Here is a 23,683-nt window from a genome sequence, read left to right as displayed (position 1 = left end):
CGAGCTATGCCTTTCACCGGCGTTGAGCTTGTTCTGTTGACGTGATGTTGATTACGGTGTGAAAACCGGGGGACGCCGCCTCCTGATCTGGTTCTTGAGCAGCGAGCCGTACGAGGGGATCATCGTGGCTGATCTCGATCGCGAGGCGATGCGGGCCGTGGCGGAGCGGATCCAGCGGTTGTCGGACGAGCACTGGTGGGCGCTCGACCCGTCCTGCCGCCTGATGGAGAACGACGCGTGGGTGGGGCCGACGGGAGCCAGGTTCGACGCCCAGATCCACGCCGACCAGCGAGAGCTGCGGGCCGCGCTCACGCAGGCCGTCCACAGCGCCGACCAGAAGCTGGCCGCACTTCCGGACCGGTCATGACGGAGTTCACCGGGGTCAGGCAGGCCGAGTTCGACACGATGGCGGGCAAGCACACCGAGGCGGCCGGGCGGCTGGAGGAGCTGGCGCGAGCCCTGCACGGCGAGCTTCAGAGCGCTGGACTCGACACCGCACCGGCGGCGCGGCTGCGGCAGCTCGCCGGACGGGTCACCGCGCAGGCCGAGGACCTGCGGCGGCGGCAGCGGCTGGTCCACGAGCTCCAACGGCAGAAGGTCACGTTCGGCCGGAGCACCCCGGCCGGCAGCTTCCTGGAGATGCCCGACGGCTTGGAGGCCGCCCAAGGCCTGCTGGACGGCACACTGGCCGCCCGCGCCGCGCTCAAGTCCGCCGACGGGGACGCGGCGGCGCTGCCCGGGCTGGAGCGATACGCCTCCCGTACCGGGGACGCGGAGTTCGTCAAGGCGTTCCTGGGCGCGCTCGGCGCCGCAGGCGTGACCCGGCTACCGGGCTCGCTCGCCGACCGGGTACGCGACGCCAAGGTGCACGGTGATCCCGAGCGTGCGGCGCGGCTCTCGGCGGAGGGCGCCAAGGCCCTGCGCATGCTCGCGGCGGCCCTGGCCAGGGGGACCGACCCCAAGAGTCCCGCGTACCTGGGCGAGGCGTTCCTCAAGGACCTGGTGAAGGAGGGCCGGGCCGACCACAAGGCCGGTGACACGACGTACTCGGGCTACCAGGCGCAGGCGCTCGTCTGGCGGGCCCACGACGGAAAGCCGCCGTTCTCGAAGAAGTTCATGGAGGTCGTGGGACGCGACGTGATCGCCTACGAGTACGAGCGGCGCAAGGACACCTGGGCGGCGAGCAACGACGCGCTGGGCCGGGCCCTGCCTTTCACGGGCGCCCAGGTCCCCATCGTCGACCTGGCCGGGGCGCTCGGCCTCGGCACCGCGCTGAGACCCGGACCACAGATGGGCGGACCGGGCACCGCCGGACGATCATCGGTCGTGGACGACCTGTTCCACGCGGCGAAGTCCAGCCGGGAGGCGTCCCACGCGCTGCTCGACCACACACCGGCCGGATCGAAGGAGACCGTGCTGGACTACCTGCTGACGACCCGGTGGGGCGCCTCCCGCTACCTGGGCGACTACCAGCCGTTCAACGACCTGCTGGTGACCGCGACGACCGGCCGGGACGAAACCTCCAAGGCCCTGGCCGCCCAGTTGACCAAGATCCTCTCCAGCGAGGTCAGCGGCGCCTTCGGCAAGGACGACAGCGGCAACCTGGAGATCAAGGACAGGGATCTGTTCGACCGGTACGCTCCCCTGCGCCGGCCCCTGGGCCTCGCACTCGCGGCCAACATCGACGAGCTGTCACGCCTCCTCCTGAACCACGCGACCTTCGGCGAGGTGGCGGCCAAGGACATGTCGTACGCGCTGGCCCTGGCAACCTCCGACGACGCCGCCTTCGAAGCCCTGGTGAGAGCGCAGACCGAGCACATGCGCGCGGCCCTCGGCGCCGTACCTCCGGTCGGTTTGGACGCTTCCAACGCCGAGCGACTCGGCTTCAAGGCGTCCGACGTCAAGGGGTTCGACTTCAACGAGGACGGACGAGTCGACAAGAGCGACATCAAGCAGTTCTTGACGGACCGGACCGTGGCGGAGGCACAGCCCTTCAGCTATATCGTGGAGATTCGCCGCCAGGTGCTGATCGCTCAGGGATTGGACGACAAGAAGGCGGACGAGGCGCTGAAAAGCATGGTGGGCAATGCGATAGGACTGCTGCCCGTGCCGGGAGCCAGACGGGTGGGCGAGCTGGCGACCGGAGCGTTCGGCGACCTGATCAGCTCGGGGTACGACAAGCTGGCGGGGGCCGCGTACGACCAGATCGCCGAACAGGTGGCCCAGCGGATGTCTGAACACGGGAAAGGCCTGGACGAGACGTACCGGACGCTGGCGGACAACCGACTCGCGGTGGAGAGGTTGGCGGAGCAGATGCTCGCGACAGCCATGCTGGACAAGGGCCTATTTGACCGGCGCGATATGCAGAATCGAATGTTCACGACCGGAACTCCGCCGACGATCAAACCCTTCCCCGAAATGAGCCCGCAGGAGTACAGCGACTTCCTCAACTGGGCTCGGAGCAAGGGAGGGACCAACGATCAACTTGACCGGTTCAAGCAAACGTTCCATGACACCGCAGACGTGAACAGCTATCTCGGCCTGGAGGTTCCTTCCGCTTCGAAGGGTGGGACATGAGGATCCGGTGCCTGCTGACTGTGCTCGCTGCCATCATGATCTTCACTGCGGCATGCACCCAGGAGAAGGCGCCTCCCCCGTCTGATTCGAGCAGCACGGACGTGATCAGAGACTCCGCCCCCTATCTCTGCACGTTCGTACCCGAGTATGCCTTGCGGCTGGCCAGCGGAGTGACCGGGCCTCTCACCGAGCGAGCGGGTGGCACCAAGGCAGACGGTGAATGCCGAACGCCTGATGCCGACCCCAACCCACTGAGCGTCGCCTGGTCTCAGGAGCTCGGGGGCCGGACGGAGAAAGACCTCGACTACATCCTGGACGACAAGCAGAAGGTCTTCGGCAGGCACGGGGGGATAGCTCTTCCCGTTGGCCTTGGTGAGGGAATGGCGGTGCACTTGCCGTACGGGCTATTCACTGGCCAGCCGTATGAGGTGGTCGCGAAGTTCTCATGCGGTGGAAAGAAGCGCCTGCTCTCCCTCTCCTTCGCTCAGTTCGTCAAGGGCAGGGACGCTATCAAAGACATGACGGAGCTCATGCGCATCGCCCAAAAACGCTACGGCGTCCTCTACCACTGCACCCCCGGCCGCTAGAGACAACTCGACCGCGCCTCCCCAGGGATACGGGGAGCGCGGTCGAGTGAGCCGGGCCGCCGCAGGTCGTGCGGCGGCCCGGAGTTGGGTCCCGCGGTCAGCGGGTGGCGCGGTTGACTGCGGAGATGACCGCCTTGAGGGAGGCCGTCGTGGTGCTGGCGTCGATGCCGACGCCCCACAGCACCTGCCCGTCGACGTCGCACTCCACGTACGAGGCGGCCTTGGCGTCGGAGCCGGCGCTCAGCGCGTGCTCCACGTAGTCGAGGACCCGCACCTGGACGCCGACCTTGGCGATCGCGTCGATGAAGGCCGAGATGGGGCCGTTGCCGGAGCCCGCGACCTCGCGGATCTCCCCGTCCACCCGTACGTCGGCGCTGATGCGGTCCACGTCGTCGGCCACCGACTCGTGGCGGTGCGCCATGAGGCCGAGCCGGCCCCAGCGGTGGGCGGGGGTGGGGAGGTACTCGTCCTGGAAGATCTCGTACATGGCGGCCGGGCTGATCTCGCCGCCCTCGCTGTCGGTGCGCGCCTGCACGACCTTGGAGAACTCGATCTGCAGCCGCCGCGGCAGGTCGAGCTGGTGGTCGGCCTTCATGATGTAGGCGACGCCGCCCTTGCCGGACTGGCTGTTGACCCGGATGACGGCCTCGTAGGTGCGGCCGATGTCCTTGGGGTCGATCGGGAGGTACGGCACGGCCCAGGTGAACTCCTCGACGGGCACGCCCGCCTCCTGGGCGTCCTTCTCCAGGTGCTCGAAGCCCTTCTTGATGGCGTCCTGGTGGGAGCCGGAGAAGGCGGTGTAGACCAGCTCGCCGCCCCACGGGTGGCGCGGGTGCACGGGCAGCTGGTTGCAGTACTCGGTGACGCGGCGGATCTCGTCGATGTCACTGAAGTCGAGCTCGGGGTCGATGCCCTGGGAGAACAGGTTCATGCCCAGCGTGACCAGGCAGACGTTGCCGGTGCGCTCGCCGTTGCCGAACAGGCAGCCCTCGATGCGGTCGGCGCCTGCCAGGTAGCCCAGCTCGGCGGCGGCCACGGCGCTGCCCCGGTCGTTGTGCGGGTGCAGCGACAGGATGATCGAGTCGCGGTGCCTGAGGTTGCGGTGCATCCACTCGATCTGGTCGGCGTAGATGTTGGGGGTGGCCATCTCGACGGTGGCGGGCAGGTTGACGATGACCTTGCGGTCGGGGGTGGGCTGCCACACATCGTTGACGGCGTCGCACACCTCGACCGCGTACTCCAGCTCGGTGCCGGTGAAGGACTCGGGAGAGTACTGGAAGTACACGTCCACGTCGGTGGCGTCGGCGAGCTTCTTGACCAGCTTGGCGCCCTCGACGGCGATGGCCGTGATGCCGTCCCTGTCCTGGCCGAAGACGACCCGGCGCTGCAGGGTGGAGGTGGAGTTGTAGAGGTGGACGATGGCCTGCTTGGCGCCCTCGATCGCCTCGAAGGTGCGCTCGATGAGCTCCGGCCGGGCCTGGGTCAGCACCTGGATGACGACGTCGTCGGGGACGCGGCCCTCGTCGATGATCTGCCGGACGAAGTCGAAGTCGGTCTGGCTGGCGGCCGGGAAGCCGACCTCGATCTCCTTGAAACCCAGGCGTACCAGCAGGTCGAACATCTGCAGCTTGCGATGGGAGTCCATCGGGTCGATGAGCGCCTGGTTGCCGTCGCGCAGGTCGACCGCGCACCAGCGGGGCGCCTTGGTGATCACCTGATCGGGCCACGTGCGGTCGGTCAGGCGTACCGGCTCGAAGGGCTGGTAGCGACGGAACGGCATGGGGCTGGGCTGCTGTGCGGTCATGATGTCGGGTCTCCTCGTCGGGCGATGCGAACGGCCGACGCGCATGACTCGCCCCGCGGCGAGGGAGCCGGCCTCAGAGGCCCCCGCCGCGGCGGCTAAGAAGGAGTCCGCGCAGCATGTCCTGCACGCTACCAGACGTCTCGCCGTGCACCGTCCATGATCTCGGATGCTGAGATGGCAGACGAACCGCCAGCGGAAACGTCAGGGTACGAGGACGGACAGGCAGGTGACGCAGCCCTCCAGCTTCTCGAACTCGGAGATGTCCACGGTGGTCACGTCGAGCCCGCGCCCGGCCAGCCTGGCGGCGGTGCGGGGGGCGGAGGCGGCCATGAGGACGCGGTCGCCGCCGAGCAGCACCACGTGCGCGCCGGACTCCTCCTCGGGTTCGAGCAGGCCGGGCAGGTCGACGCGGGCGGGGTCGCCGATCAGGGTGCCGTCGGGCAGCGCGGTGACGGCCGACTTGAGGTGCAGCACGCCGTCGAGGCCCACGGGCTCGATCCGGCGCTCGGGCAGCAGCGCGGTCAGCTGGGCGATGCCCTCGTCGTTGGTCCGGGCCGACCTGCCGACGTACACGGTGGCGCCCACCTGGAGGACGTCGCCGCCGTCCAGCGTGCCGGGACGGGTGACGCGCACGGCGCTGAGGCCGAGCGCCCGCACCGCCTTCTCCACCGAGGGGACCTCGGGCCGTCGCTCCGAGGCGCCGGGTCGCGTCAGTACGGCGAGCCGTCCCGAGACCACGACGGCGTCCTCGACGAACGGCGCGTCGGGCAGGTCGTCGGCCAGCTCGACGTGGACGGGGCGCCAGCCGGCGGCGGCCAGGGCGGCCACGTACGCCTCGTGCTGGACGAGGGCGCGCTCGGGGTCGACGGGTTCGCGCTCGATGTGGGTGACGAGGCCGTCGGCGATCCGCGGCCCGGGCTTTCTTACCAGCGCGATACCAGACATAGGGCGCTTTCTATCACGTAATCAGTAGAGTCTCGGGCATGCGTGACAACGAGATTCTGAGCCGGATCAACGACCTCGTGACCGAGGAGCACGAGCTGCGCGGCAGATTGTCGGCGGGCGAGGTCACCTCCGAGGAGGAGAACGAGCGCGTGAAGGAGCTGGAGGTCGCCCTCGACCGGTGCTGGGACCTGCTCAGGCAGCGCCGTGCCCGCCGCGGCGTCGGCGAGGACCCGGACTCCGCCGCCGCCCGCCCCGCCTCCGAGGTCGAGAACTACCGCCAGTAGGGACCGCCCGCAGGAGCAGGTGTGAGGGGGCAGCGTGCCACCCGCGCGTTGCCTCGATGTTAAGCGCGCGTTAGATATCAGCCCCCTCCCCTTGTTCCGAACAACCTTCTGCGGAGAGGCTCTGGCCTGGAACTTCTCCCCCAGGAGGTACGTCAGTGAGCACACCCAAAGTGCCGTGGAAGGCGGTCGTCGGCGGCTCCGTAGGCAATCTGGTCGAGTGGTACGACTGGTTCGTCTACAGCAGCTTCGCGATCTACTTCGCCGCCTCCTTCTTCCCCGAAGGCGACACGACCGCCAAGCTGCTGAACACGGCCGGCATCTTCGCCGTGGGCTTCTTCATGCGGCCGGTCGGCGGCTGGCTGCTCGGTCGCTACGCCGACCGGAAGGGCCGCAAGGCCGCGCTCACGCTCACGGTCACCCTGATGTCGGCCAGCGCGCTGCTGATCGCCATCGCACCGACGTACGAGGCCGTCGGCTACTTCGGCGCCGTTGTCCTGCTGGTGGCCCGCCTCCTGCAGGGTCTGTCGGTCGGCGGCGAGTACGCCGCCAGCGCCACCTACCTCACCGAGGCCACCCCTCCCGGCCGCCGCGGCCTGGCCTCCAGCTTCCAGTACGTCTCGATGACGGCCGGTCAGCTCGTCGGCCTGGGCCTGCAGATCATCCTGCAGAACACCATGTCGGAGGAGGTGCTCAAGTCGTACGGCTGGCGCATCCCGTTCGTCGTCGGCGCGCTCGGCGCGGCGGTGGTGTTCTACCTGCGGCGCAGCCTCCTGGAGACCGAGGCGTACGACGAGGAGGAGCGCGAGGTCGCGGGCGGCGACCAGCAGCGCGGCACCATCAAGGCGCTGATGGCGCACAAGAAGGAGGCCCTGCTCGTCATCGCCCTCACCATGGGCGGCACGGTCGCGTACTACACCTACACGACCTACCTGACGAAGTACCTGGCCAACACCGCGGGCCTGCCCAAGCAGACCGCCACCCTGATCAGCTTCTGCGCGCTGTTCGTCTTCATGCTCCTGCAGCCGCTCGCCGGGTCGCTGTCGGACCGGATCGGCCGCCGGCCGCTGCTGATCACGTTCGGCATCGGCTCGCTGCTCGGCACCGTGCCGCTGATGACCGCGCTGGGCAGCGTGGACGGCTTCCTGGGCGGGTTCGTCCTGTCGCTGATCGGTCTGATCATCATCACCGGTTACACCTCCATCAACGCGGTGGTCAAGGCGGAGCTGTTCCCGACGAACATCCGGGCGCTCGGCGTGGCCCTGCCGTACGCGATCGCCAACGCCCTGTTCGGCGGCACCGCCGAGTACGTGGCGCTGTGGTTCAAGGACGCGGGCATCGAGTCCGGCTTCTACTGGTACGTCTCCGGTTGCGCCGCGGTGTCCCTGGCCGTCTACCTGACCATGCGCGAAACCCGCGACGCGGCCCTGAGCCGGGCCGAGCAGAAGCCGGGCGAAGCGGAATCGCTCCCCGTTCGCCTCTAGTCTGGCGACATGCGGGTTCTCCTGGTCGAGGACGACGATCGGCTCGCCTCAGCGCTCACCACGGCCCTCGCCCGCCACGGCCACCAGGTCGCGCGGGCGGGGCTGGCCGTCGACGCCCTCCGCCTGGCGGGGGGCGTCGACTTCGTCCTGCTGGACCTCGGCCTGCCCGACATGGACGGCCTCGACGTGCTGCGCCGCCTGCGCCGCGTGTCGGCGGTGCCGGTGATCGTGGTGACCGCGCGGACCGAGGAGCGCGAGGTGCTGCGCGGTCTGCGCTCGGGGGCCGACGACTACCTGGTCAAGCCGTTCCGCACGGTGGAGCTGATGGCCAGGATGGAGGCCGTGGTGCGGCGCGGGACGCGGCCGATGCCGGACCGGGGGCAGGTGGTCAGCGTCGGCGACGTCCGCATCGACCTCGTCGCCCGGCAGGTCACCGTGGCGGGGGCGGCGGTGACGCTGACGCGGCGCGAGTTCGACGTGCTGGCGTTGCTGGCCCGCGAGCCGGGCGTGGTGCGCAGCCGCGAGGAGATCCTCGACGAGGTGTGGGGCGACCCGCTGCTGTCGGCGTCGCGCTCGCTCGACGTCCACGTCGCGGGGCTGCGCTCGAAGACGGGCCGGCCCGGCCTGGTGGAGACGCTGCGCGGCACCGGCTACCGCCTGGGCTCCCCGGCGTGAACTCCCGCCTGGTGATCACGTTCACCACGCTGATCGCCTTCCTCATCACGGCGCTGGCCGTGCCCCTGGCCCTCTCCTACGCCTCCCACCGCACCAACCGCCTGCTGCTGGACCGCCGCGCCGACGCCACCCGCTTCGCGGAGCTGGCCGACCAGGCCGCCCGCGACGGCGACCACACGGGCCTGACCTCCGAGGTGGTGCGCTACGCCGAGCTGTACGGCGCGGCGGTGCGGGTGCGCGACCGGGCCGGCCGCGTCCTCGTCACGGCCGGCCGGTTCGAGGCCGACGACACCGAGCCCACCCGCCTCGCGCTGTCCGGCCGCACCACCGAGGACCTGCCGACGGTCGGCCCGTTCGGCCCGGCCACCGTGCTGCTGGCCGAGCCGGCGGGCCGCGACGCCCAGCTCTCGGGCGCGGTGCTGCTCCAGGCCCGCACCGACCAGGCCCGGCAGGACGTCGGGCTGGTGTGGGGCGCGCTGGCGCTCGGGTCGCTGATCGCGCTCGGCTACGGGGTGCTGGCGGCGCGCCGGCTGGCCCGCTGGGTCCTGCGGCCGGTCACCGAGCTGGACCGTACGACGCGGGCCATCGCCGAGGGCCACCTCGACGCCCGCGCCCACCCGGGCGGCGGCCCGACGGAGCTGCGGCGGCTGGAGGAGCGGTTCAACGCCATGGCCGACGCGCTGTCGGGGGCGATGGAGCGGCAGCGGGCGTTCGTCGCCGACGCCTCCCATGAGCTGCGCACCCCGCTCACCGTGCTGGGCCTGCGGCTGGAGAACCTGGAGCCGCATCTGACCGACGACGGATCGGCCGAGTTCGAGGAGGCCATGGCCGAGCTCGACCGGCTGGCCGTGCTGGTCGAGGACCTGCTGGCGCTGGCCCGGGTGGAGGCGGGGGCGGTCCCCGACGACAGGGAGGCCGAGCTGCCGGCCCGGCTCGGGGTGTGGCGCGAGGTGTACGCGGCGCAGGGCCTCACCTTGGACATGGACGTGCCGGAGATGTCGGTCGTGCCGGAGGCGGTGGCCCGGATCGCGGACATCGCACTGGACAACGCCCAGAAGTTCGTGCCGGCGGGCGGCACGGTGACGGTCACGCTGCGGGACGGGGTGCTGCGGGTCGCCGACGACGGGCCGGGGCTGTCCGAGGAGGAGCGGGCCGACGCCCTGGGCCGCTTCTGGCGGTCGGGGGGCCACGCCAACGTGCCGGGCAGCGGGCTCGGGCTGGCCATCGCCGCCGAGCTGGCCAAGATGTGCGGGGCGACGCTGTCGCTGCTGCCCGCCGACCCGCACGGGCTGGTGGTCGAGATCCGCCTGCCCGAGCCGTACGCGAAGGCGTAGGCCGCCTCAGCCGTACACGGAGCGGTAGTAGCGGGCGGCGCCCGGGTGGAGGGGGACGATGCCGGTCCCGATGGCGTACCTCTTGTCGAGCCGGCCGCCGGGGGCCGACGGGGCCTGGAGTCGGTCGCGGGCGCGGAAGAGGGTCTCCGTGACGGTGAAGGCGGCGTCCTCGCCGAGGTTCCGCCGGCACATCAGGTAGCTCGGAGTGCCGACGGTGGGCACCGGCACCGTCCCCGCGTACACGCCGGCCGGGACGTCCGCCGGCTCGTAGACCGGCCCGTACGTGCGGCGCAGCACCGGGACCAGCGACTCCAGCGGGACGAGCCTGATGCCCTCCGTCGCGGCGAGCGCCGGGGTGGGCACGCCGCCCGACCAGAAGAACGCGTCGACGTCCCGCTCCCGCAACGCCAGGATGGAGGCGTCCAGGCCGAGCCGCAGCGCGCCGCCGCTCGGCAGGCCCGCGGCCGACAGCACCCGCGCGGCGGTCACCGCGGTGCCGGACCCCTCGGCGCCGATGGACACGACCCGCCCGGCCAGGTCCTTCGGTTCGAGGATCGAGGAGTCGCGGCGGACGACCAGGTGGACGTAGTTCATGTACATCCTGGCCAGCGCCGCGACGGGCTGGTGGCGTACCCGTACCGCGTCGTCGGCGCTGTCGGCGAGCGAGAAGCCGACGTCGGCGCGGCCGTCGGTGAGCATCATCAGGTTCTGTACGCTGGCCGCGGTCTTGATCACCTGGACCTCGACGCCGTCGCGCCGCAGCTCGGCGGCGAACCTGTCCCCCAGCACCTCGTACGGCCCGCCCGCCAGCCCGGTGGCCAGCCGGATCGCGTGCTCCGCGTCCTCGGCCGACGAGCAGCCGGTGGCCGCCAGCGCGGTGAGCGCGAGGAAGACGCGGCGGGACATGGGCACGAGCTCACGCTACCGAATCACGCAGAATGAGAGATATGACCCAACGGGACGCACTTCTCCGGATCGCCCCGGAGCTGAGGATGTTCCTGCCCGTGAGCCGCCGCCAGGAGTGGCAACGGGTGACGCCCGACGGCACCTCCACCCTCGGGCACCACGTCGAATCGGCCGGCATCCCCCTGACCGAGGTCGGCCCCATGACCATCGGCGGGTACGGGGTCGGGCCCTCCCGCCAGCTCGCGGCCGGGGACGTCGTCGAGGTCGGCCCGGTGCCCCGGCCCCAGCAGCTCCCCCGCGAGCCGCGCTTCCTGCTGGACGTCCACCTCGGCACGCTGGCACGGCGGCTGCGGCTGCTCGGCATCGACGCCGCCTACCACAACGACATGGACGACCCCGCGCTCGTGGTCCAGGCCAACGAGGAGCGGCGCGTCCTGCTCACCCAGGACCGCGGCCTGCTGCGCCGCCGCGCCCTGTGGCTCGGCGCGTACGTGCACGGCTCCCGGCCGCAGGACCAGCTCCGGGACCTGATGGAGCGCTTCGCCCCGCCGCTGCGGCCGTGGACGCGCTGCACCGCCTGCAACGGCGAGCTCACGGCCGCCGACAAGGGCGCGGTCGCCGCCCGGCTGGAGGCGGGGACGCGGCGCAGCTACGACGCGTACGGGCAGTGCCGGGTGTGCGGCCAGGTGTACTGGCACGGCGCGCACAGCGATCACCTGGAGGAGATCGTCCGCACGGCCGAGGAGTCCCGCGCGCGTGCTCTGGCCGGGGCGGCGCGGCCGTCCTAAGGTGACCGTGTGGCCGACCACCTTCAGCAAGGCCCCGCCGGGCGCGGGAGGCGCGGTTACGCGCTGGCCGTCAGCGTCGCCGCGGCGCTGCTCGTCCTCTGCGCCGTCCTGCCGTGGGCGGGCATCGAGGCCAGGAGCGACGTCATCGGCGGCGGTCTCACCAGCGACGTTCGCGGCATCGACGCCGCCGTGGGCGTCTACACGCTGCTGGCCGGGCTGGCGGCGCTGGCGCTCGGGGTGGCGGGGCTGCTGGGCGGCCGCCCGTGGGTGGCCGCGCTGGCCGCGCTGCCGGGGGCGTTCGCGACCGTGCTGCTGGTGATGTTCGTGGCCGACCCGGGCGGCGTCGCGGACCGGGTCTCGCTCGACCTGGGCGGGCTGCTGTCGGTGAGCCCGGTCATCAGGTACGGGTGGTTCGCGGCGCTGGCCAGCTCACTGGCGCTGATCCTGTTCGCCGTCCTGACGGTGTTCCGCCGCCGCTGAAGCGGCCGGCCGGCGGAGGCGATCAGCCGGCGGGAGCGGCCGGCCGGCGGAGGCGGTCAGTCGAAGAAGCCGAGGCGGCGCAGCTGCTTGGGGTCGCGCTGCCAGTCCTTGGCGACGCTGATGCGCAGGTCGAGGTAGACGCGGGTGCCCAGCAGGGCCTCGATCTGCTTGCGGGCCCGCGTGCCCACGTCGCGCAGCCGCTCGCCCTTGTGCCCGATGACGATGGCCTTCTGCGACGGCCGTTCGACGAACATGTGCGCGTAGATGTCGAGCAGGTCGTCGCGCCCCTCGCGCGGCAGCATCTCGTCGACCACCACCGCGATCGAGTGCGGCAGCTCGTCACGGACGCCCTCCAGCGCCGCCTCCCTGATCAGCTCGCCCACCAGCACCTGCTCGGGCTCGTCGGTGAGCTGCCCGCCCTCGTACAACGGCGGGGACTCGGGCAGGTGCTGGATCAGCACGTCGCCCAGCACGTCGAGCTGGTCGCCCCGCTCGGCCGACACGGGCACGATCGCGGCGAACTCCGCGATCTGCGACACCGCCAGCAGTTGCTGGGCGATCTGCTCCTTGGTCGCCAGGTCGCACTTGGTGACCACGGCGACGACCGGGGTGCGCTTGACGGCGGCGAGCTTGTCGGCGATGAACCGGTCGCCCTTGCCGACCGGCTCGTTGGCCGGCAGGCAGAACCCGATGACGTCCACCTCGGTCAGCGTCGACAGCACCAGGCTGTCCAGCCGCTCGCCGAGCAGGGTGCGCGGCCGGTGCAGGCCAGGCGTGTCCACGATGACGATCTGCGCCTCGGGCCGGTGCACGATGCCGCGGATGACCCGGCGGGTGGTCTGCGGCTTGGACGAGGTGATCGCCACCTTGGTGCCGACCAGGGCGTTCATCAACGTGGACTTGCCGACGTTGGGCCTTCCCACGAAGCAGGCGAATCCGGCGCGATGGCTGTCTGGCGAGGTCACATAGTGCATTGTGTCCCATCAGCGGGTCTGCTGGCGCCACCAGGCGAACACCTCGGGCAGCACCCGCGGCGACCACGGCGTCATCGACAGCCCCGCGAGCTCGTCCTCGCTCACCCACCGGGCGTCGGTGATCTCGTCCCCGTCGGGCACCGGAGTGCCCGACACGAGCGTGCAGCCGTAGACGGCGATCACGTACGCGCAGCGGTGCCCGTTCGGGTAGACGGTGCGGAACTCGGGGCCGCCGTACACGCCGATCACGCCGCGGACCTCGATCTCGACGCCGAGCTCCTCCCGAAGCTCCCTGACCACGGCGTCCTCGGGCCGCTCGTCCGGGTCGACACCGCCGCCCGGCGCGGCCCACACCCCGACGTCGCCGTGCCGGGCCACCAGCAGCCGCCCGGACGCGTCGAACACGCACCCGCACACCGACGGCAGCAGCAGCAGGTCGGTCCCGACCTTCTCCCGCAGCCCGGCCAGGTACGGCGACATCGGCATGTCAGCTCCTCAGCGAGCCGTCAGGACCGGCCACGAGCAGCGCCTTGACGCCCAGCTCGCGGACCACCTCCTCGTCGGCGGCGCCCGGCCCGTCGCCGGCGGTGACCAGCGCCGCGGCCTCCAGCGACCGAGCGCCGCTGGAGACGGCCATCGCGACGGCCACCTGCACGGCCGACAGTCGCAGGGAGGAGAGCGCGACGTCGGTCGCGGAGTACGTGCGGCCGGTCTCGTCGCGCACGGCCGCGCCCTCGGCGGAGCCGTTGCGCGCGCGGGCGGCACGGGCCAGGGTGATGATCTTGTTGTCTTCGGGATCGAGAGTCACAAGGACCAGGTTAGGCGCCGGCCATCCTCATGACGGCGCCGACCAGCTTCTCGGTGCTCCCCGGCTCGACGCGGGCCATGCCGGTGTGGACGACGGAGACGAGCGTGTCGCCCGAGCGGGCCAGCACCACGTCCATCGTGTACGGATAGCCGCGCAGCCTGCCCCGCAGCCGGGCGCTGACGGCCTGGTCGCCGGGCGCCTGGACCGGCAGCGAGCGTAGCCTGAGCCGCGTGCCTGCGGGCGCCCGCAGGGCCTGGCACTGCGACAGCGACTCGGCGAGCGCGTCGAGATGGCTCTCGACCTCGGAGCCCGAGTAGCGGGCCAGGCCCACGGCCACCTGCTCGCCGACCCCGTCCCCCTGGTAGCTGGCCGCCGCCTGCGCGGTCAGCGACCGCTGGGGCGCCCGCCCGCCGGCGGGCTGGAGGGCGGCGCGGCAGTCGCGGTCGGCCACCCTGAACGGCACCCGCCACGCCTCGCCGGGCCGGGGCGAGATGCCGTCGGGCAACCCTTTCGGCCCGTCGAGCAGCACGCGCAGCCGGGACTCCGACCGCGAGCCGGCGTGCGTGCTCGTGTGCGTGCTCGTGTGCGTGCCTCTGTCCTCCCGGCCCCTCCGGGCCTCGCACGCCGCCAGGCATCCGGCCAGGAGCCCGGCCGCCGTGACGAGCCCGATGATCCGCAGTCCGCGTCGCATGATTACCTCCGCATGCGGATCTCCCCGGGGGCGTAACCGGACAACCCACTGCACTCGCCAATAAAGCCTCAAACGCCGAAAGGGTGCTCTCGTCCGGCCTTCCGGATGAGAGCACCCTTTACGCCAAGCAACGCCACGATCGTGATGATCGAGACGTTGCCGCCCCCCGGGAGCGCCCTCCGGCCGCGAACCCCACCCGGCGTTCGGACGCTTCCCTCGTTGACACCCTCCGCACTGGGCGTCGAGACAAGAGTGGGGCACCGCGCTTGCAGAAGACTTGTAGAACGCTTGCCACAACTGCTGACAAATGCCGCATCCCTGCAATCAGGCACCACTCGTCAGGAGCGGTCCTGGTGCTCGGCGGCGGCCGGGACGGCCTCGTCCTCCGGTGGCGTGACCCGGCGGACCACGACCGTGCTGATGCGGTTGCGGCGGCCCGCGAGGCTCTCGGCGGTGAGCTGGAGCCCGGCCACCTCCGCCTGCGAGCCGGCGATCGGCACCCGGCCGAGCGCGTGGGCCAGCAGCCCGCCGACCGTCTCCACGTCGTCGACCTCGATCTCCGTGTCGAACAGCTCGCCCAGCTCGTCCACCGGCATCCGGGCGGTCACCCGCAGGGCCCCGTCGGGCATGGACTCGACGCGGGGCGCCTCCTGGTCGTACTCGTCGGTGATCTCACCGACGATCTCCTCCAGGACGTCCTCGATGGTGACGAGGCCGGCCGTCCCGCCGTACTCGTCGATGACGATCGCCATGTGGATCTGCCGCGCCTGCATCTCGCGCAGGAGCTGGTCGATGGGCTTGCTCTCGGGCACGTACGTGGCCGGGCGCATGGTCGAGTCGATCCGCTCCGTGCCGCCGTCCTGCCCGGACTCGTGCACCCGGCGGATGATGTCCTTCAGGTAGGCGATGCCGACGACGTCGTCCTCGTTCTCCCCCACGACGGGGATGCGGGAGAAGCCGCTGCGCAGCGCCAGCGAGAGCGCCTGGCTGAGCGTCTTGCCCCGCTCGATGAAGACCATGTCGGTGCGCGGCACCATGACCTCGCGCACCAGGGTGTCGCCCAGCTCGAACACCGAGTGGATCATCTCGCGCTCGTCCGGCTCGATCACCCGGCGCTCCTCGGCGAGGTCCACCAGGTCGCGCAGCTCGGCCTCGGAGGTGAACGGGCCCTCGCGGAAGCCCTTGCCGGGGGTCAGCGCGTTGCCGAGCAGGATGAGCAGCTTGGGCAGCGGGCCGAAGATGCGGGTCAGCCCGTAGACGATCGGCGCCCCGGCCAGCGCGATGGGCTCGGCGTGCTGGCGGCCCAGGGTGCGCGGCGAGACGCCGACGATCACGTAGCTGACCACGATCATCACGGCGGCGGCCGTCACGTACGCCCACCCCTGGTCGCCGAGCCGGTCGATGCAGAGCAGCGTCACGATCACCGTGGCGACCAGCTCGCAGCTCAGCCTGAGCAGCAGGAGCAGGTTGAGGTAGCGCGGCGGGTCGGTGACGATGGCCTGCAGCCGCACGGCGCCGCGCCTGCCCTCGCGCACGAACTCCTCCGCCCGCACCCGTGAGATGCGGGTCAGAGCCGTCTCCGCGCTGGCGATCAGGCCACCGATCACCACGAGGGCGACGGCCAGGGGCAACCAGGCGTTCACCGCGGGTCGCGCACCTCCTGCCACGCCTCCAGCAACCTCGCCTGCAGCCCGAACATCTCCTTGTGCTCCTCCGGCTCGGCGTGGTCGTAGCCGAGCAGGTGCAGGATGCCGTGCGTGCACAGCAGTTCGAGCTCGTCGCGGGCCGAGTGGCCGGCCTCCTCGGCCTGCCGGGCCGCCACCTGCGGGCAGAGCACCACGTCGCCGAGGAGCGCCGGATCCGTGGGCGCGTCGACGTCGCCGCGCGCCCCGCCGCCCGGACGCAGCTCGTCCATGGGGAAGGCGAGGACGTCGGTGGGGCCGGGCTCGCCCATCCACTTCTCGTGCAGCTCGGCCATGGCGTTCTCGTCGACGACCATGATGGACATCTCGGCGAGCGGGTTGACGCCCATCTCGCCGAGCACGTGGGCGGCGAGGCGGACGATGTTCTCCTCGTCCACCTCGACGCCCGACTCGTTGTTGATCTCGATGCTCATCGCCGCTTACCCCGGTGCTGGATCGACTTGGCGGGCTCCGTCGCCCCCTGGAGCGCGTCGTAGCGCCCGTAGGCGTCCACGATCTCGCTGACCAGCTTGTGGCGGACCACGTCGGCGCTGGTCAGGCGGGAGAAGTGGATGTCGTCGATGCCCTCGAGGATCTCCTGCACGACGCGCAGCCCGCTCGTGGTGCCCGCCGGCAGGTCGACCTGGGTCACGTCGCCGGTCACCACGATCTTGGAGTTGAAGCCGAGCCTGGTCAGGAACATCTTCATCTGCTCGGCCGAGGAGTTCTGGGCCTCGTCGAGGATGATGAAGGCGTCGTTGAGGGTGCGGCCCCGCATGTACGCCAGCGGCGCGACCTCGATCGTGCCCGCCGCCATCAGCTTGGGGATGGAGTCGGGGTCGACCATGTCGTGCAGCGCGTCGTACAGCGGCCGGAGGTAGGGGTCGATCTTCTCGTACAGCGTGCCCGGCAGGAAGCCGAGCCGCTCACCCGCCTCGACGGCCGGGCGGGTGAGGATGATCCGGTTGATCCGCTTCTCCTGGAGCGCCCGCACGGCCTTGGCCATGGCGAGATACGTCTTGCCGGTGCCGGCCGGGCCGATGCCGAAGACGACCGTGTGGTTGTCGATGGCGTCGACGTAGCGCTTCTGGTTGACGGTCTTGGGCCGGATCGTCCGGCCGCGCGAGGAGAGGATGTCGAGGGAGAGCACCTCGGCCGGCCGGTCGGAGGTCATGCGCAGCATGGCGATGCTCCGCTCGACCGCGTCGGGCGTGAGCTCGCCGCCGCTTCGCAGCACTTCGACGAGCTCTTCGAACAGCCGTACCACGGCCCCGCTCTCGTCGGGGCTGCCGGTGACGGTGATCTCGTTTCCTCGGACGTGAATGTCGGCCCGGAAGGCGCCCTCGATGACACGCAACAGCTCGTCACGGGAGCCCAGGAGGCTGACCATCGGGTATTCGTCCGGAATCAGCACCTTGGCCTGTGTGCGCGTCGGAGGTGCGGTCCGGCGGGATTCGTGTAGTTCGGACATGGGCAGGCCAGCGGCCTGATGCCTCCCGGTCTCTTCGTGTGTGCTTCTCCGCCCATGGTAGCCGGGACCACGCGAATCGCTCTCGCCAATATCACCCCGGCGGCCACGTCAGGTCACGGCCGCCCAGCACGTGCGCGTGGACGTGGAAGACCGTCTGGCCCGCGGCGGGCCCGGTGTTGAGGACCACGCGGTAGCCGGCGTCCGCCACGCCCTCCTGGACGGCCACCGCGTGGGCGGCCTTGAGGACGTCGTCGGCCAGGCCGTCGTCGGCCGCGGCCAGCGCCGCCGCGTCGGCGTGGTGCTCCTTGGGGATCACCAGCACGTGGGTCGGGGCCTGCGGGTTGCGGTCGCGGAACGCGAGCGCCCGGTCGGTCTCCAGGACGACCTCGGCCGGGATCTCCTTGGCGACGATCTTGCAGAAGATGCAGTCGGTCACGCGCCCACCCTATCGAGACAGTCCGTCCTCCTCACGGTGATCACCGCGCTATGCTGCTTCCGCCCCGCCTGGAACGTTCCGAACTCCCTGCCCCTGTTGCGAATCGGTGACCGAGCGCGCCGTGCGTAGGAAGATCCTCGCGGTTAGGGTGGGTATGCGACACTTCGGCGCAACAGGACAATCAGGGTCTGGGCAAGGCCGCCTGGCGAGGACACGACTGGGTAATGCCCCCTAAGGAACCGGAAGAGCGTAAACCCTCTCGGAAGGCCGCGCGTCCTCATGAGGTGACCACCGAGACCCTTCTGGCCGACAGGTCGTTAGGGGCGGTGCCGGTCGGGTGGGACGCCGACATGGCCGTGACCGCGCTGTACAGCGCGCACTTTCGGTCATTGGTGCGTCTCGCAGTGTTGCTGGTACGCGACATGGCGACCGCCGAGGAGGTCGTGCAGGACGCGTTCGTCGCCATCCACGGCGCCTGGCGGAGACTGCGCGACCCCGACAAGGCACTCGCCTACCTGCGTCAATCCGTCGTCAACCGCTCCCGATCCGTGCTGAGACATCGCGCGGTCGTCGAGAAGTATGCTCCCAAGGGTCTGCCCGACGCCCCGAGCGCCGAGAACGGCGCGATCGGCGAGCTCGAACGCTCGGCCGTGATCGAGGCGCTGCGGGCCCTGCCGGCACGTCAGAGAGAGGCACTCGTCCTTCGCTACTACGGTGATCTGTCCGAGGCTGAGATCGCCCACGCCATGGGCATCAGCAAGGGAGCGGTCAAGAGCCACACCGCGCGTGGAATGGCCGCCTTGCGTTCCGTCCTGGAGAAGATGTCATGACCCAGCCCCCCGACGAGTACGGCGACGTACTGCGCCGTGTGCTCCGCGCGGAGGCGGACACGGTCGTGCCCTCGCCGGACGGACTGGAGATCATCCGTGCCCGCATCGAGCGGCGCGGCATCCGCAACCTGTTCTGGTGGCGGGCGGGTGCCGCCGCGGCGAGCGCGGTGCTGGTGGCCGGCACGATCGTGATGGTGGTCCCCGAGCTGCGCCACCAGGTGCTGCGGGAGACCGTGCAGGACGTCCGCACCACCTCGACCCCGCCCGCGGGGTCCTCCACCAACCGGGCCGTGTCGCCCGATCCGCCGCAGCGCAGCGAGGAGCGTGAGGTCGTGGTGCTGCCCGATCCCACGACGCGGCCACCGCGGCACGTCCCCGAGACCGCCAGGTCGACCAGCAAGCCCACGCCCAAGGCGTCCTCCCCCACCCCGTGCCCCACGCCGCCCGGCGAGCAGGCCGGCCGGCGGACCACCGGGCAGGCCGACGACCTGACGCCCGGGCCGACGTCCGACCAGACGGACGAGCCCACGGGCGGGCCGACGAGCGGGCCGGCCGAGCCGCGCGACGACTGTCCCGGCGCGACGCCGACCCCGGCCCGGACGCCCACCCCGGCCGCCACGGTGACCGAAACGGCGCCGGCGGCCGTGCCGTGCCCCGCCGACGACTGCCCGGCCGACGCCCCTGACCCGACGCAGCCCGTCCAGACCGTCCAGACCATCACCACGATCATGGACGCCAGCCCGCTCTCCTCGCAGTAGGGCCGCCGGCGCCCGCGAGGCGGCCCGGCGCCGGCGGGTCACCAACGCCCGGTACGGGCCATCCGGCGGGTCATCAACGGCCGTGCGGACCTCTCAGCGGGTCACCAGCGGCCGGTACGGGCCATGAGGACCGAGGCCGCCGCCACCCCCGCCGTCGAGGTGCGCAGCACCGTGGACCCGAGCAGCACCGGCACCGCTCCGGCCGCCCGGAACCGGGCCACCTCCTCCTCCGACACCCCGCCCTCGGGGCCCACGACCATGACCACGTCGCCGTCGGCCGGAGTCTCCAGGCGCGCCAGCGGCTCGGCGGCCTCCTCGTGCAGCACCAGCCCGAGGGCCGCGCCGCGCAGCAGCGCCTCGACCTGAGCCGTGGAGGCCGGCTCGGTCACCTCGGGCAGGTGGAAGCGGCGGGCCTGCTTGCCCGCCTCCCGGGCGGTGGAGCGCCAGCGGGCCAGCGCCTTGGCCGCCCGGTCGCCCTTCCACTGGGTGATGCTGCGCGAGGCGGACCACGGGACGATCACGTCCACGCCCGCCTCGGTCATCATCTCGACGGCCAGCTCGCCCCGGTCACCCTTGGGCAGGCCCTGCACGGCGACGATCCGGGGCCGCGGCGCCGGCACGTCGTGGCGGGTGACCACGTCGAGCCGGAGGGAGTCCTTCAGCGCCTCGCGCACGACGCACTCGGCCACCGCCCCGGCGCCGTCGGTCACGTCCACCCGCTCGCCGGCGCGCAGCCGGCGCACGGCGGCGGCGTGACGCCCCTCGGGCCCGTCGAGCAGCAGCTCGGGCCCGTCGAGGGCGTCGGACAGGAAGACGGGGACGCTCACGTCCGCCCGTCTCTACCCCGCGGCGGCCTCATCTCCCGTTGAACGCGTCGCGCAGCCGTGAGAAAAAACCCTGCTGCCCCGGTGCGAACTTACCCGGAGGGCGCTCCTCTCCCCGGAGCTTGGCCAGCTCCCGTAGCAGCTCTTCCTGCGCCGGGTCGAGCCGCGACGGCGTCTCGACGTTGACGTGGATCAGCAGGTCGCCGCGGCCGCTCTCGTTGAGCCGCTGCACGCCCCGGCCGTACATCGTGATGACCTGCCCCGACTGGGTGCCCGGCCGCACGTCGAGCTCCTCGGAGCCGTCGAGCGTCTCGACGGTGAGGATCGTGCCGAGCGCCGCGGCCGTCATCGGGATCTGCACCGTGCAGTGCAGGTCGTCGCCGCGCCGCTCGAAGATCTCGTGCGGGCGCTCGACGATCTCCAGGAACAGGTCGCCGGGCGGGCCACCGCCGGGGCCGACCTCGCCCTCGCCGGCGAGCTGGATGTGGGTGCCGTCCTCGACGCCCGCCGGGATGCGCACCTTGATCGTACGGCGGGTGCGCACCCGGCCGTCGCCGGAGCACTCCTGGCAGGGATGCCGGATGATCGACCCGAAGCCGCCGCACTGGGGGCACGGCCGGGACGTCATGACCTGGCCCAGGAACGACCGGGTGACCTGGGAGATCTCGCCGCGGCCGTTGCACATGTCGCAGGTGTCGGGGTGGGTGCCGGGCGCGGCGCCGGCGCCCTGGCAGACCTCGCACAGCACGGCCGTGTCGACGACCAGCTCCCGGGTCGTGCCGAACGCGGTCTCGCGCAGGTCCAGCTCGACGCGGATGGTCGCGTTGCGGCCCCTGCGGGCACGTGAGCGGGGCCCGCGCGCGCCGCCGGCCTGGCCGAAGAACGCGTCCATGATGTCGCTGAACGGGAAGCCCGCGCCGAAGCCGCCGGCCCCCGCGCCCGCCCCGCCGCCGCCGAACGGGTCCGCGCCCAGGTCGTACATCTGGCGCTTGTTCGCGTCGGACAGGACCTCGTAGGCCTGCGTGATCTCCTTGAACCGCTCCTGGGTCTCAGGATCGGGGTTCACGTCAGGGTGGAGCTCCCGGGCCAGCCTGCGGTAGGCCTTCTTGATCTCGTCCTGACTGGCGTCACGGCGCACCCCGAGGGTGGCGTAGTAGTCGCTGTTTGCCACTTATCGACCTCTTATGATGCAGCCAGGATCTGGCTGACGTAGCGTGCCACCGCGCGTACGGCGCCCATCGTCACGGGGTAGTCCATCCTCGTGGGACCCAGCACGCCGAGCCGGGCCAGTTGGTTGTCGCCAGAACCGTATCCGGTCGCGACGATGGACGTGCCGTGCAGATAGGGGTTTTCCGAGCCGATGCGCACGGTGAGCGCGGACGGGATGTCGCTGGACGTCTCGCCGAGCAACCGCATGAGCACGACCTGCTCCTCCAGGGCCTCCAGCACGTCGCGCAGGCCGACGGTGAAGTCGGCGCCGGCGAGGTTGGCCGCCCCGGCGAACACGATCTTCTCGTCGTGGCGTTCGACGAGGGTCTCCAGCAGCACCGACAGGATGGTGGCCACGGCCGGCCGGTCCTCGGCGGGCAGCCGCTCGGGCAGGTCGGCGACGAGATCGGGCACGGCGCTCAGGCCGCACCCGTCGAGACAGGCGTTGAGCACGGCCCGCAGGTGCGCGATGCGGGTGTCCTCCACGACCTCGGGCAGCTCGACCACGCGCTGCTCGACGCGGCCGGTGTTGGTGATGAGCACCAGCATGACGCGCCGCTCCGAGAGCGGCACCAGCTCGACGTGCCGGACGGTCGAGCGGGTCAGCGTCGGGTACTGCACGACCGCGACCTGCCGGGTGAGCTGCGCGAGCAGCCGCACGGTGCGGGTGACCACGTCGTCGAGGTCGACCGCCCCGGCCAGGAACGTCTCGATCGCCCGGCGCTCCGCCCCGGACAGCGGCTTGACCTGTGACAGCCTGTCGACGAACAGCCGGTAGCCCTTGTCGGTCGGCACGCGGCCGGCACTGGTGTGCGGCTGGGTGATGTAGCCCTCCTCCTCCAGCGCGGCCATGTCGTTGCGCACGGTGGCGGGGGAGACCTTGAGATTGTGGCGCTCGGCCAGCGCCTTGGAGCCCACCGGTTCGTTGGTGGACACGTAGTCTTCGACAATGGCGCGGAGCACCGCCAGCTTACGTTCGTCGAGCACGTGCTCACCTCCTGCGTCTGCCTCGGGGAACGACCGTCTAGCACTCTGTGTTCCCGAGTGCCAAGTGTACGGCTCTCACCCACAAGGTGCGATAACACCTAGCCATCCTGCCGCTGGCGCGGGCCCGCCTCCAGGGATCAGACTTGCGGACATGACCGACGAGTCCCCCTCCCAGCCGAACGACCCGGCGCCCGGGTCCGGCCCCCATCCCGGTCAGCCCCCTCCTCCCCCGCCGTATGAGCAGCCGCCGTATGAGCAGCCGCCGTATGAGCAGCCGCCGTACGGGCAGCCCCCGTACGGGCAGCCGCCGTACCAGACGGGGCCGCACGGCATGCCGCCGCAGCAGGCCCCGTACTCGCTGCAGCCTCCGTACCCCCAGCCGCCGTACCCGCAGCCGCCGTACGGGCCGTCGTACGGGCCGGGGCCGGTGACCGGCGAGCAGGCCGCCCACCCGCAGGTCCCGTACCAGCCGGGCCCCTACGGCTCTCCTTCGGGCGAGCAGGGGCCCTACGGCGGCCGGCCGCTCACGGGCCCGTACGGCGGCCCGCCCCTCCCGGTGTCCGGCATGTACGCCGGCGGCCCGCTGTACGCGCCCCGGGCGGACCCCAAGCTGCTCCGGCCCCCGCTGTGGTGGGTGTGGGCCGCCTGGGGGCTCGCGCTGGTGTGCGTGGTGGCCGGGGTGGCGCTGTTCGCGGGCGGCGTGGCGGACACGGCGCGGAGCGCGCTGCCGACGAGGACGTTCGGCTCCGGTGAGACGGTCACCGTGAACGTGGACCCCGCCGACGAGCCCGTGGTGTACCTGGCCAGCGCCTCGCCGGTGCAGTACACCTGCTCGGCCGGCGGCGCCGGCAAGGCGCTGCTGGCCAGGATGCCCGGGAGCATGACGGTCACGCAGGGCTCGACCACCTGGCGGGCCATCCTCGCCCTGAACGTGCCGAAGGCGGGCGGCTACCAGCTCAAGTGCGACACGGCCGCGGGATCGGGCGCGCGCTTCGCGGTGGGCCCGGCCGTGGACGCCGGCGGGCTGCTGGGCGGCGTGGCCGCGCTGTTCCTGCTGCCCGGGGCGGGCGTGCTGGTCGCGGTCGTCCTGACCGTCGTCGTCCTGGCACGGCGCAGCGGCCACCGCAGGCGCCTCGCGGCAGGCGGGTGATT

26 protein-coding genes are annotated in these 23,683 nt (G+C 71.6%); 12 read left to right on the top strand and 14 right to left on the bottom strand.

What is annotated here, in order from left to right:
- The first annotated feature begins 124 nt into the window (after nucleotides 1–124).
- Genes ABZS51_RS08930 through ABZS51_RS08920 form a run of 3 tightly spaced genes read left to right on the top strand, consistent with a single transcriptional unit; the run spans nucleotide 125 to nucleotide 3,164 of the window.
- Nucleotides 125–367 (top strand): hypothetical protein, encoded by a 243-nt coding sequence (locus ABZS51_RS08930; RefSeq protein WP_355437918.1) that lies wholly within the window; start codon nucleotides 125–127, stop codon nucleotides 365–367.
- Nucleotides 364–2,577, top strand: coding sequence for a hypothetical protein (locus ABZS51_RS08925; protein ID WP_355437916.1), 2,214 nt, complete (start codon nucleotides 364–366; stop codon nucleotides 2,575–2,577). Before ABZS51_RS08930 ends, ABZS51_RS08925 begins: the two co-directional genes overlap by 4 nt.
- Nucleotides 2,574–3,164, top strand: coding sequence for a hypothetical protein (locus tag ABZS51_RS08920; RefSeq protein WP_355437914.1), 591 nt, complete (start codon nucleotides 2,574–2,576; stop codon nucleotides 3,162–3,164). The genes ABZS51_RS08925 and ABZS51_RS08920 overlap by 4 nt, the downstream gene beginning before the upstream one ends.
- A gap of 97 nt (nucleotides 3,165–3,261) precedes the next feature.
- Here ABZS51_RS08920 and leuA read toward each other — a convergent pair whose 3' ends face one another.
- Nucleotides 3,262–4,971, bottom strand: coding sequence for a 2-isopropylmalate synthase (gene leuA, locus ABZS51_RS08915; RefSeq protein ID WP_355438028.1), 1,710 nt, complete (start codon nucleotides 4,969–4,971; stop codon nucleotides 3,262–3,264).
- Nucleotides 4,972–5,169: 198 nt separating this feature from the next.
- Nucleotides 5,170–5,913, bottom strand: a complete 744-nt coding sequence (ddaH, locus tag ABZS51_RS08910) for a dimethylargininase (protein WP_355437912.1) — start codon at nucleotides 5,911–5,913, stop codon at nucleotides 5,170–5,172.
- 38 nt (nucleotides 5,914–5,951) lie between these two features.
- On the opposite strand from ddaH, the gene ABZS51_RS08905 reads away from it, so the two are divergent.
- The 4 genes from ABZS51_RS08905 to ABZS51_RS08890 all read left to right on the top strand — a co-directional run bounded on the left by ABZS51_RS08905 (nucleotide 5,952) and on the right by ABZS51_RS08890 (nucleotide 9,687).
- Nucleotides 5,952–6,197 (top strand): DUF2630 family protein, encoded by a 246-nt coding sequence (locus ABZS51_RS08905; RefSeq protein WP_310710372.1) that lies wholly within the window; start codon nucleotides 5,952–5,954, stop codon nucleotides 6,195–6,197.
- Nucleotides 6,198–6,352: 155 nt separating this feature from the next.
- Nucleotides 6,353–7,678 carry an MFS transporter gene (locus ABZS51_RS08900; protein ID WP_310710373.1) on the top strand — a complete coding sequence of 442 codons (1,326 nt, stop codon included), beginning with the start codon at nucleotides 6,353–6,355 and terminating at the stop codon, nucleotides 7,676–7,678.
- Nucleotides 7,679–7,687: 9 nt separating this feature from the next.
- Nucleotides 7,688–8,353 carry a response regulator transcription factor gene (locus tag ABZS51_RS08895; protein ID WP_310710374.1) on the top strand — a complete coding sequence of 222 codons (666 nt, stop codon included), beginning with the start codon at nucleotides 7,688–7,690 and terminating at the stop codon, nucleotides 8,351–8,353.
- The gene (locus ABZS51_RS08890; protein ID WP_310710375.1) at nucleotides 8,350–9,687 is read left to right on the top strand and encodes a HAMP domain-containing sensor histidine kinase; all 1,338 of its coding nucleotides are present in this window, start codon (nucleotides 8,350–8,352) and stop codon (nucleotides 9,685–9,687) included. The genes ABZS51_RS08895 and ABZS51_RS08890 overlap by 4 nt, the downstream gene beginning before the upstream one ends.
- Nucleotides 9,688–9,693: 6 nt before the next feature.
- On the opposite strand, the gene ABZS51_RS08885 is transcribed toward ABZS51_RS08890, so the two are convergent.
- Nucleotides 9,694–10,593, bottom strand: a complete 900-nt coding sequence (locus ABZS51_RS08885) for a TAXI family TRAP transporter solute-binding subunit (protein ID WP_355438026.1) — start codon at nucleotides 10,591–10,593, stop codon at nucleotides 9,694–9,696.
- 32 nt (nucleotides 10,594–10,625) lie between these two features.
- On the opposite strand from ABZS51_RS08885, the gene ABZS51_RS08880 reads away from it, so the two are divergent.
- Both ABZS51_RS08880 and ABZS51_RS08875 read left to right on the top strand, forming a co-directional pair.
- Nucleotides 10,626–11,381: a Mut7-C RNAse domain-containing protein gene (locus ABZS51_RS08880; protein ID WP_355437909.1), complete on the top strand. Its 756-nt coding sequence runs from the start codon at nucleotides 10,626–10,628 to the stop codon at nucleotides 11,379–11,381.
- A gap of 9 nt (nucleotides 11,382–11,390) precedes the next feature.
- Nucleotides 11,391–11,861, top strand: coding sequence for a hypothetical protein (locus ABZS51_RS08875; RefSeq protein WP_355437907.1), 471 nt, complete (start codon nucleotides 11,391–11,393; stop codon nucleotides 11,859–11,861).
- A gap of 56 nt (nucleotides 11,862–11,917) precedes the next feature.
- On the opposite strand, the gene era is transcribed toward ABZS51_RS08875, so the two are convergent.
- From era to ABZS51_RS08835, 8 genes are all read right to left on the bottom strand, one after another.
- Nucleotides 11,918–12,835 (bottom strand): GTPase Era, encoded by a 918-nt coding sequence (era, locus tag ABZS51_RS08870; protein WP_355437905.1) that lies wholly within the window; start codon nucleotides 12,833–12,835, stop codon nucleotides 11,918–11,920.
- Nucleotides 12,836–12,844: 9 nt separating this feature from the next.
- Nucleotides 12,845–13,321 (bottom strand): NUDIX domain-containing protein, encoded by a 477-nt coding sequence (locus ABZS51_RS08865; RefSeq protein ID WP_355437903.1) that lies wholly within the window; start codon nucleotides 13,319–13,321, stop codon nucleotides 12,845–12,847.
- Nucleotide 13,322: 1 nt separating this feature from the next.
- The gene (locus ABZS51_RS08860) at nucleotides 13,323–13,643 is read right to left on the bottom strand and encodes a cytidine deaminase (protein WP_310710380.1); all 321 of its coding nucleotides are present in this window, start codon (nucleotides 13,641–13,643) and stop codon (nucleotides 13,323–13,325) included.
- A 10-nt stretch (nucleotides 13,644–13,653) separates the two neighbouring features.
- Nucleotides 13,654–14,334, bottom strand: coding sequence for a hypothetical protein (locus tag ABZS51_RS08855; protein WP_355437901.1), 681 nt, complete (start codon nucleotides 14,332–14,334; stop codon nucleotides 13,654–13,656).
- A gap of 338 nt (nucleotides 14,335–14,672) precedes the next feature.
- Entirely contained in the window at nucleotides 14,673–15,977 is a 1,305-nt protein-coding gene (locus ABZS51_RS08850; protein WP_355437899.1) for a hemolysin family protein, read from the bottom strand.
- Complete coding sequence (gene ybeY, locus ABZS51_RS08845) at nucleotides 15,974–16,450, bottom strand: rRNA maturation RNase YbeY (RefSeq protein ID WP_310710383.1); 477 nt, start codon at nucleotides 16,448–16,450, stop codon at nucleotides 15,974–15,976. Before ybeY ends, ABZS51_RS08850 begins: the two co-directional genes overlap by 4 nt.
- On the bottom strand, nucleotides 16,447–17,487 hold the full coding sequence (locus tag ABZS51_RS08840) for a PhoH family protein (protein ID WP_355437897.1): 1,041 nt from the start codon (nucleotides 17,485–17,487) through the stop codon (nucleotides 16,447–16,449). Before ABZS51_RS08840 ends, ybeY begins: the two co-directional genes overlap by 4 nt.
- A 91-nt stretch (nucleotides 17,488–17,578) precedes the next feature.
- A complete protein-coding gene (locus ABZS51_RS08835) occupies nucleotides 17,579–17,923 on the bottom strand; it encodes a histidine triad nucleotide-binding protein (protein ID WP_355437895.1) in 345 nt (114 codons plus the stop codon).
- Between the two features lie 350 nt (nucleotides 17,924–18,273).
- Between ABZS51_RS08835 and ABZS51_RS08830 the strand changes: the two genes are divergently transcribed.
- Together ABZS51_RS08830 and ABZS51_RS08825 are read left to right on the top strand one after the other, a co-directional pair.
- Nucleotides 18,274–18,753, top strand: coding sequence for a SigE family RNA polymerase sigma factor (locus tag ABZS51_RS08830; RefSeq protein WP_175595049.1), 480 nt, complete (start codon nucleotides 18,274–18,276; stop codon nucleotides 18,751–18,753).
- Complete coding sequence (locus ABZS51_RS08825) at nucleotides 18,750–19,511, top strand: hypothetical protein (RefSeq protein ID WP_355437893.1); 762 nt, start codon at nucleotides 18,750–18,752, stop codon at nucleotides 19,509–19,511. Before ABZS51_RS08830 ends, ABZS51_RS08825 begins: the two co-directional genes overlap by 4 nt.
- A gap of 101 nt (nucleotides 19,512–19,612) precedes the next feature.
- Here the strand turns inward: ABZS51_RS08825 and ABZS51_RS08820 are convergent, their stop codons facing one another.
- Genes ABZS51_RS08820 through hrcA form a run of 3 tightly spaced genes read right to left on the bottom strand, consistent with a single transcriptional unit; the run spans nucleotide 19,613 to nucleotide 22,531 of the window.
- Nucleotides 19,613–20,338, bottom strand: a complete 726-nt coding sequence (locus ABZS51_RS08820; protein ID WP_355437891.1) for a 16S rRNA (uracil(1498)-N(3))-methyltransferase — start codon at nucleotides 20,336–20,338, stop codon at nucleotides 19,613–19,615.
- Nucleotides 20,339–20,366: 28 nt separating this feature from the next.
- Nucleotides 20,367–21,506 carry a molecular chaperone DnaJ gene (gene dnaJ / locus ABZS51_RS08815; RefSeq protein WP_310710389.1) on the bottom strand — a complete coding sequence of 380 codons (1,140 nt, stop codon included), beginning with the start codon at nucleotides 21,504–21,506 and terminating at the stop codon, nucleotides 20,367–20,369.
- Between the two features lie 11 nt (nucleotides 21,507–21,517).
- Nucleotides 21,518–22,531: a heat-inducible transcriptional repressor HrcA gene (gene hrcA, locus ABZS51_RS08810; RefSeq protein WP_310710390.1), complete on the bottom strand. Its 1,014-nt coding sequence runs from the start codon at nucleotides 22,529–22,531 to the stop codon at nucleotides 21,518–21,520.
- 151 nt (nucleotides 22,532–22,682) lie between these two features.
- Between hrcA and ABZS51_RS08805 the strand changes: the two genes are divergently transcribed.
- A complete protein-coding gene (locus ABZS51_RS08805) occupies nucleotides 22,683–23,681 on the top strand; it encodes a hypothetical protein (protein ID WP_355437888.1) in 999 nt (332 codons plus the stop codon).
- Nucleotides 23,682–23,683 lie beyond the last annotated feature (2 nt).

Origin of the sequence: Nonomuraea sp. NPDC005501 (assembly GCF_040605905.1) — a bacterium.
Lineage (GTDB): Bacteria > Actinomycetota > Actinomycetes > Streptosporangiales > Streptosporangiaceae > Nonomuraea.
This window is presented reverse-complemented; position numbering and strand designations above follow the sequence as displayed.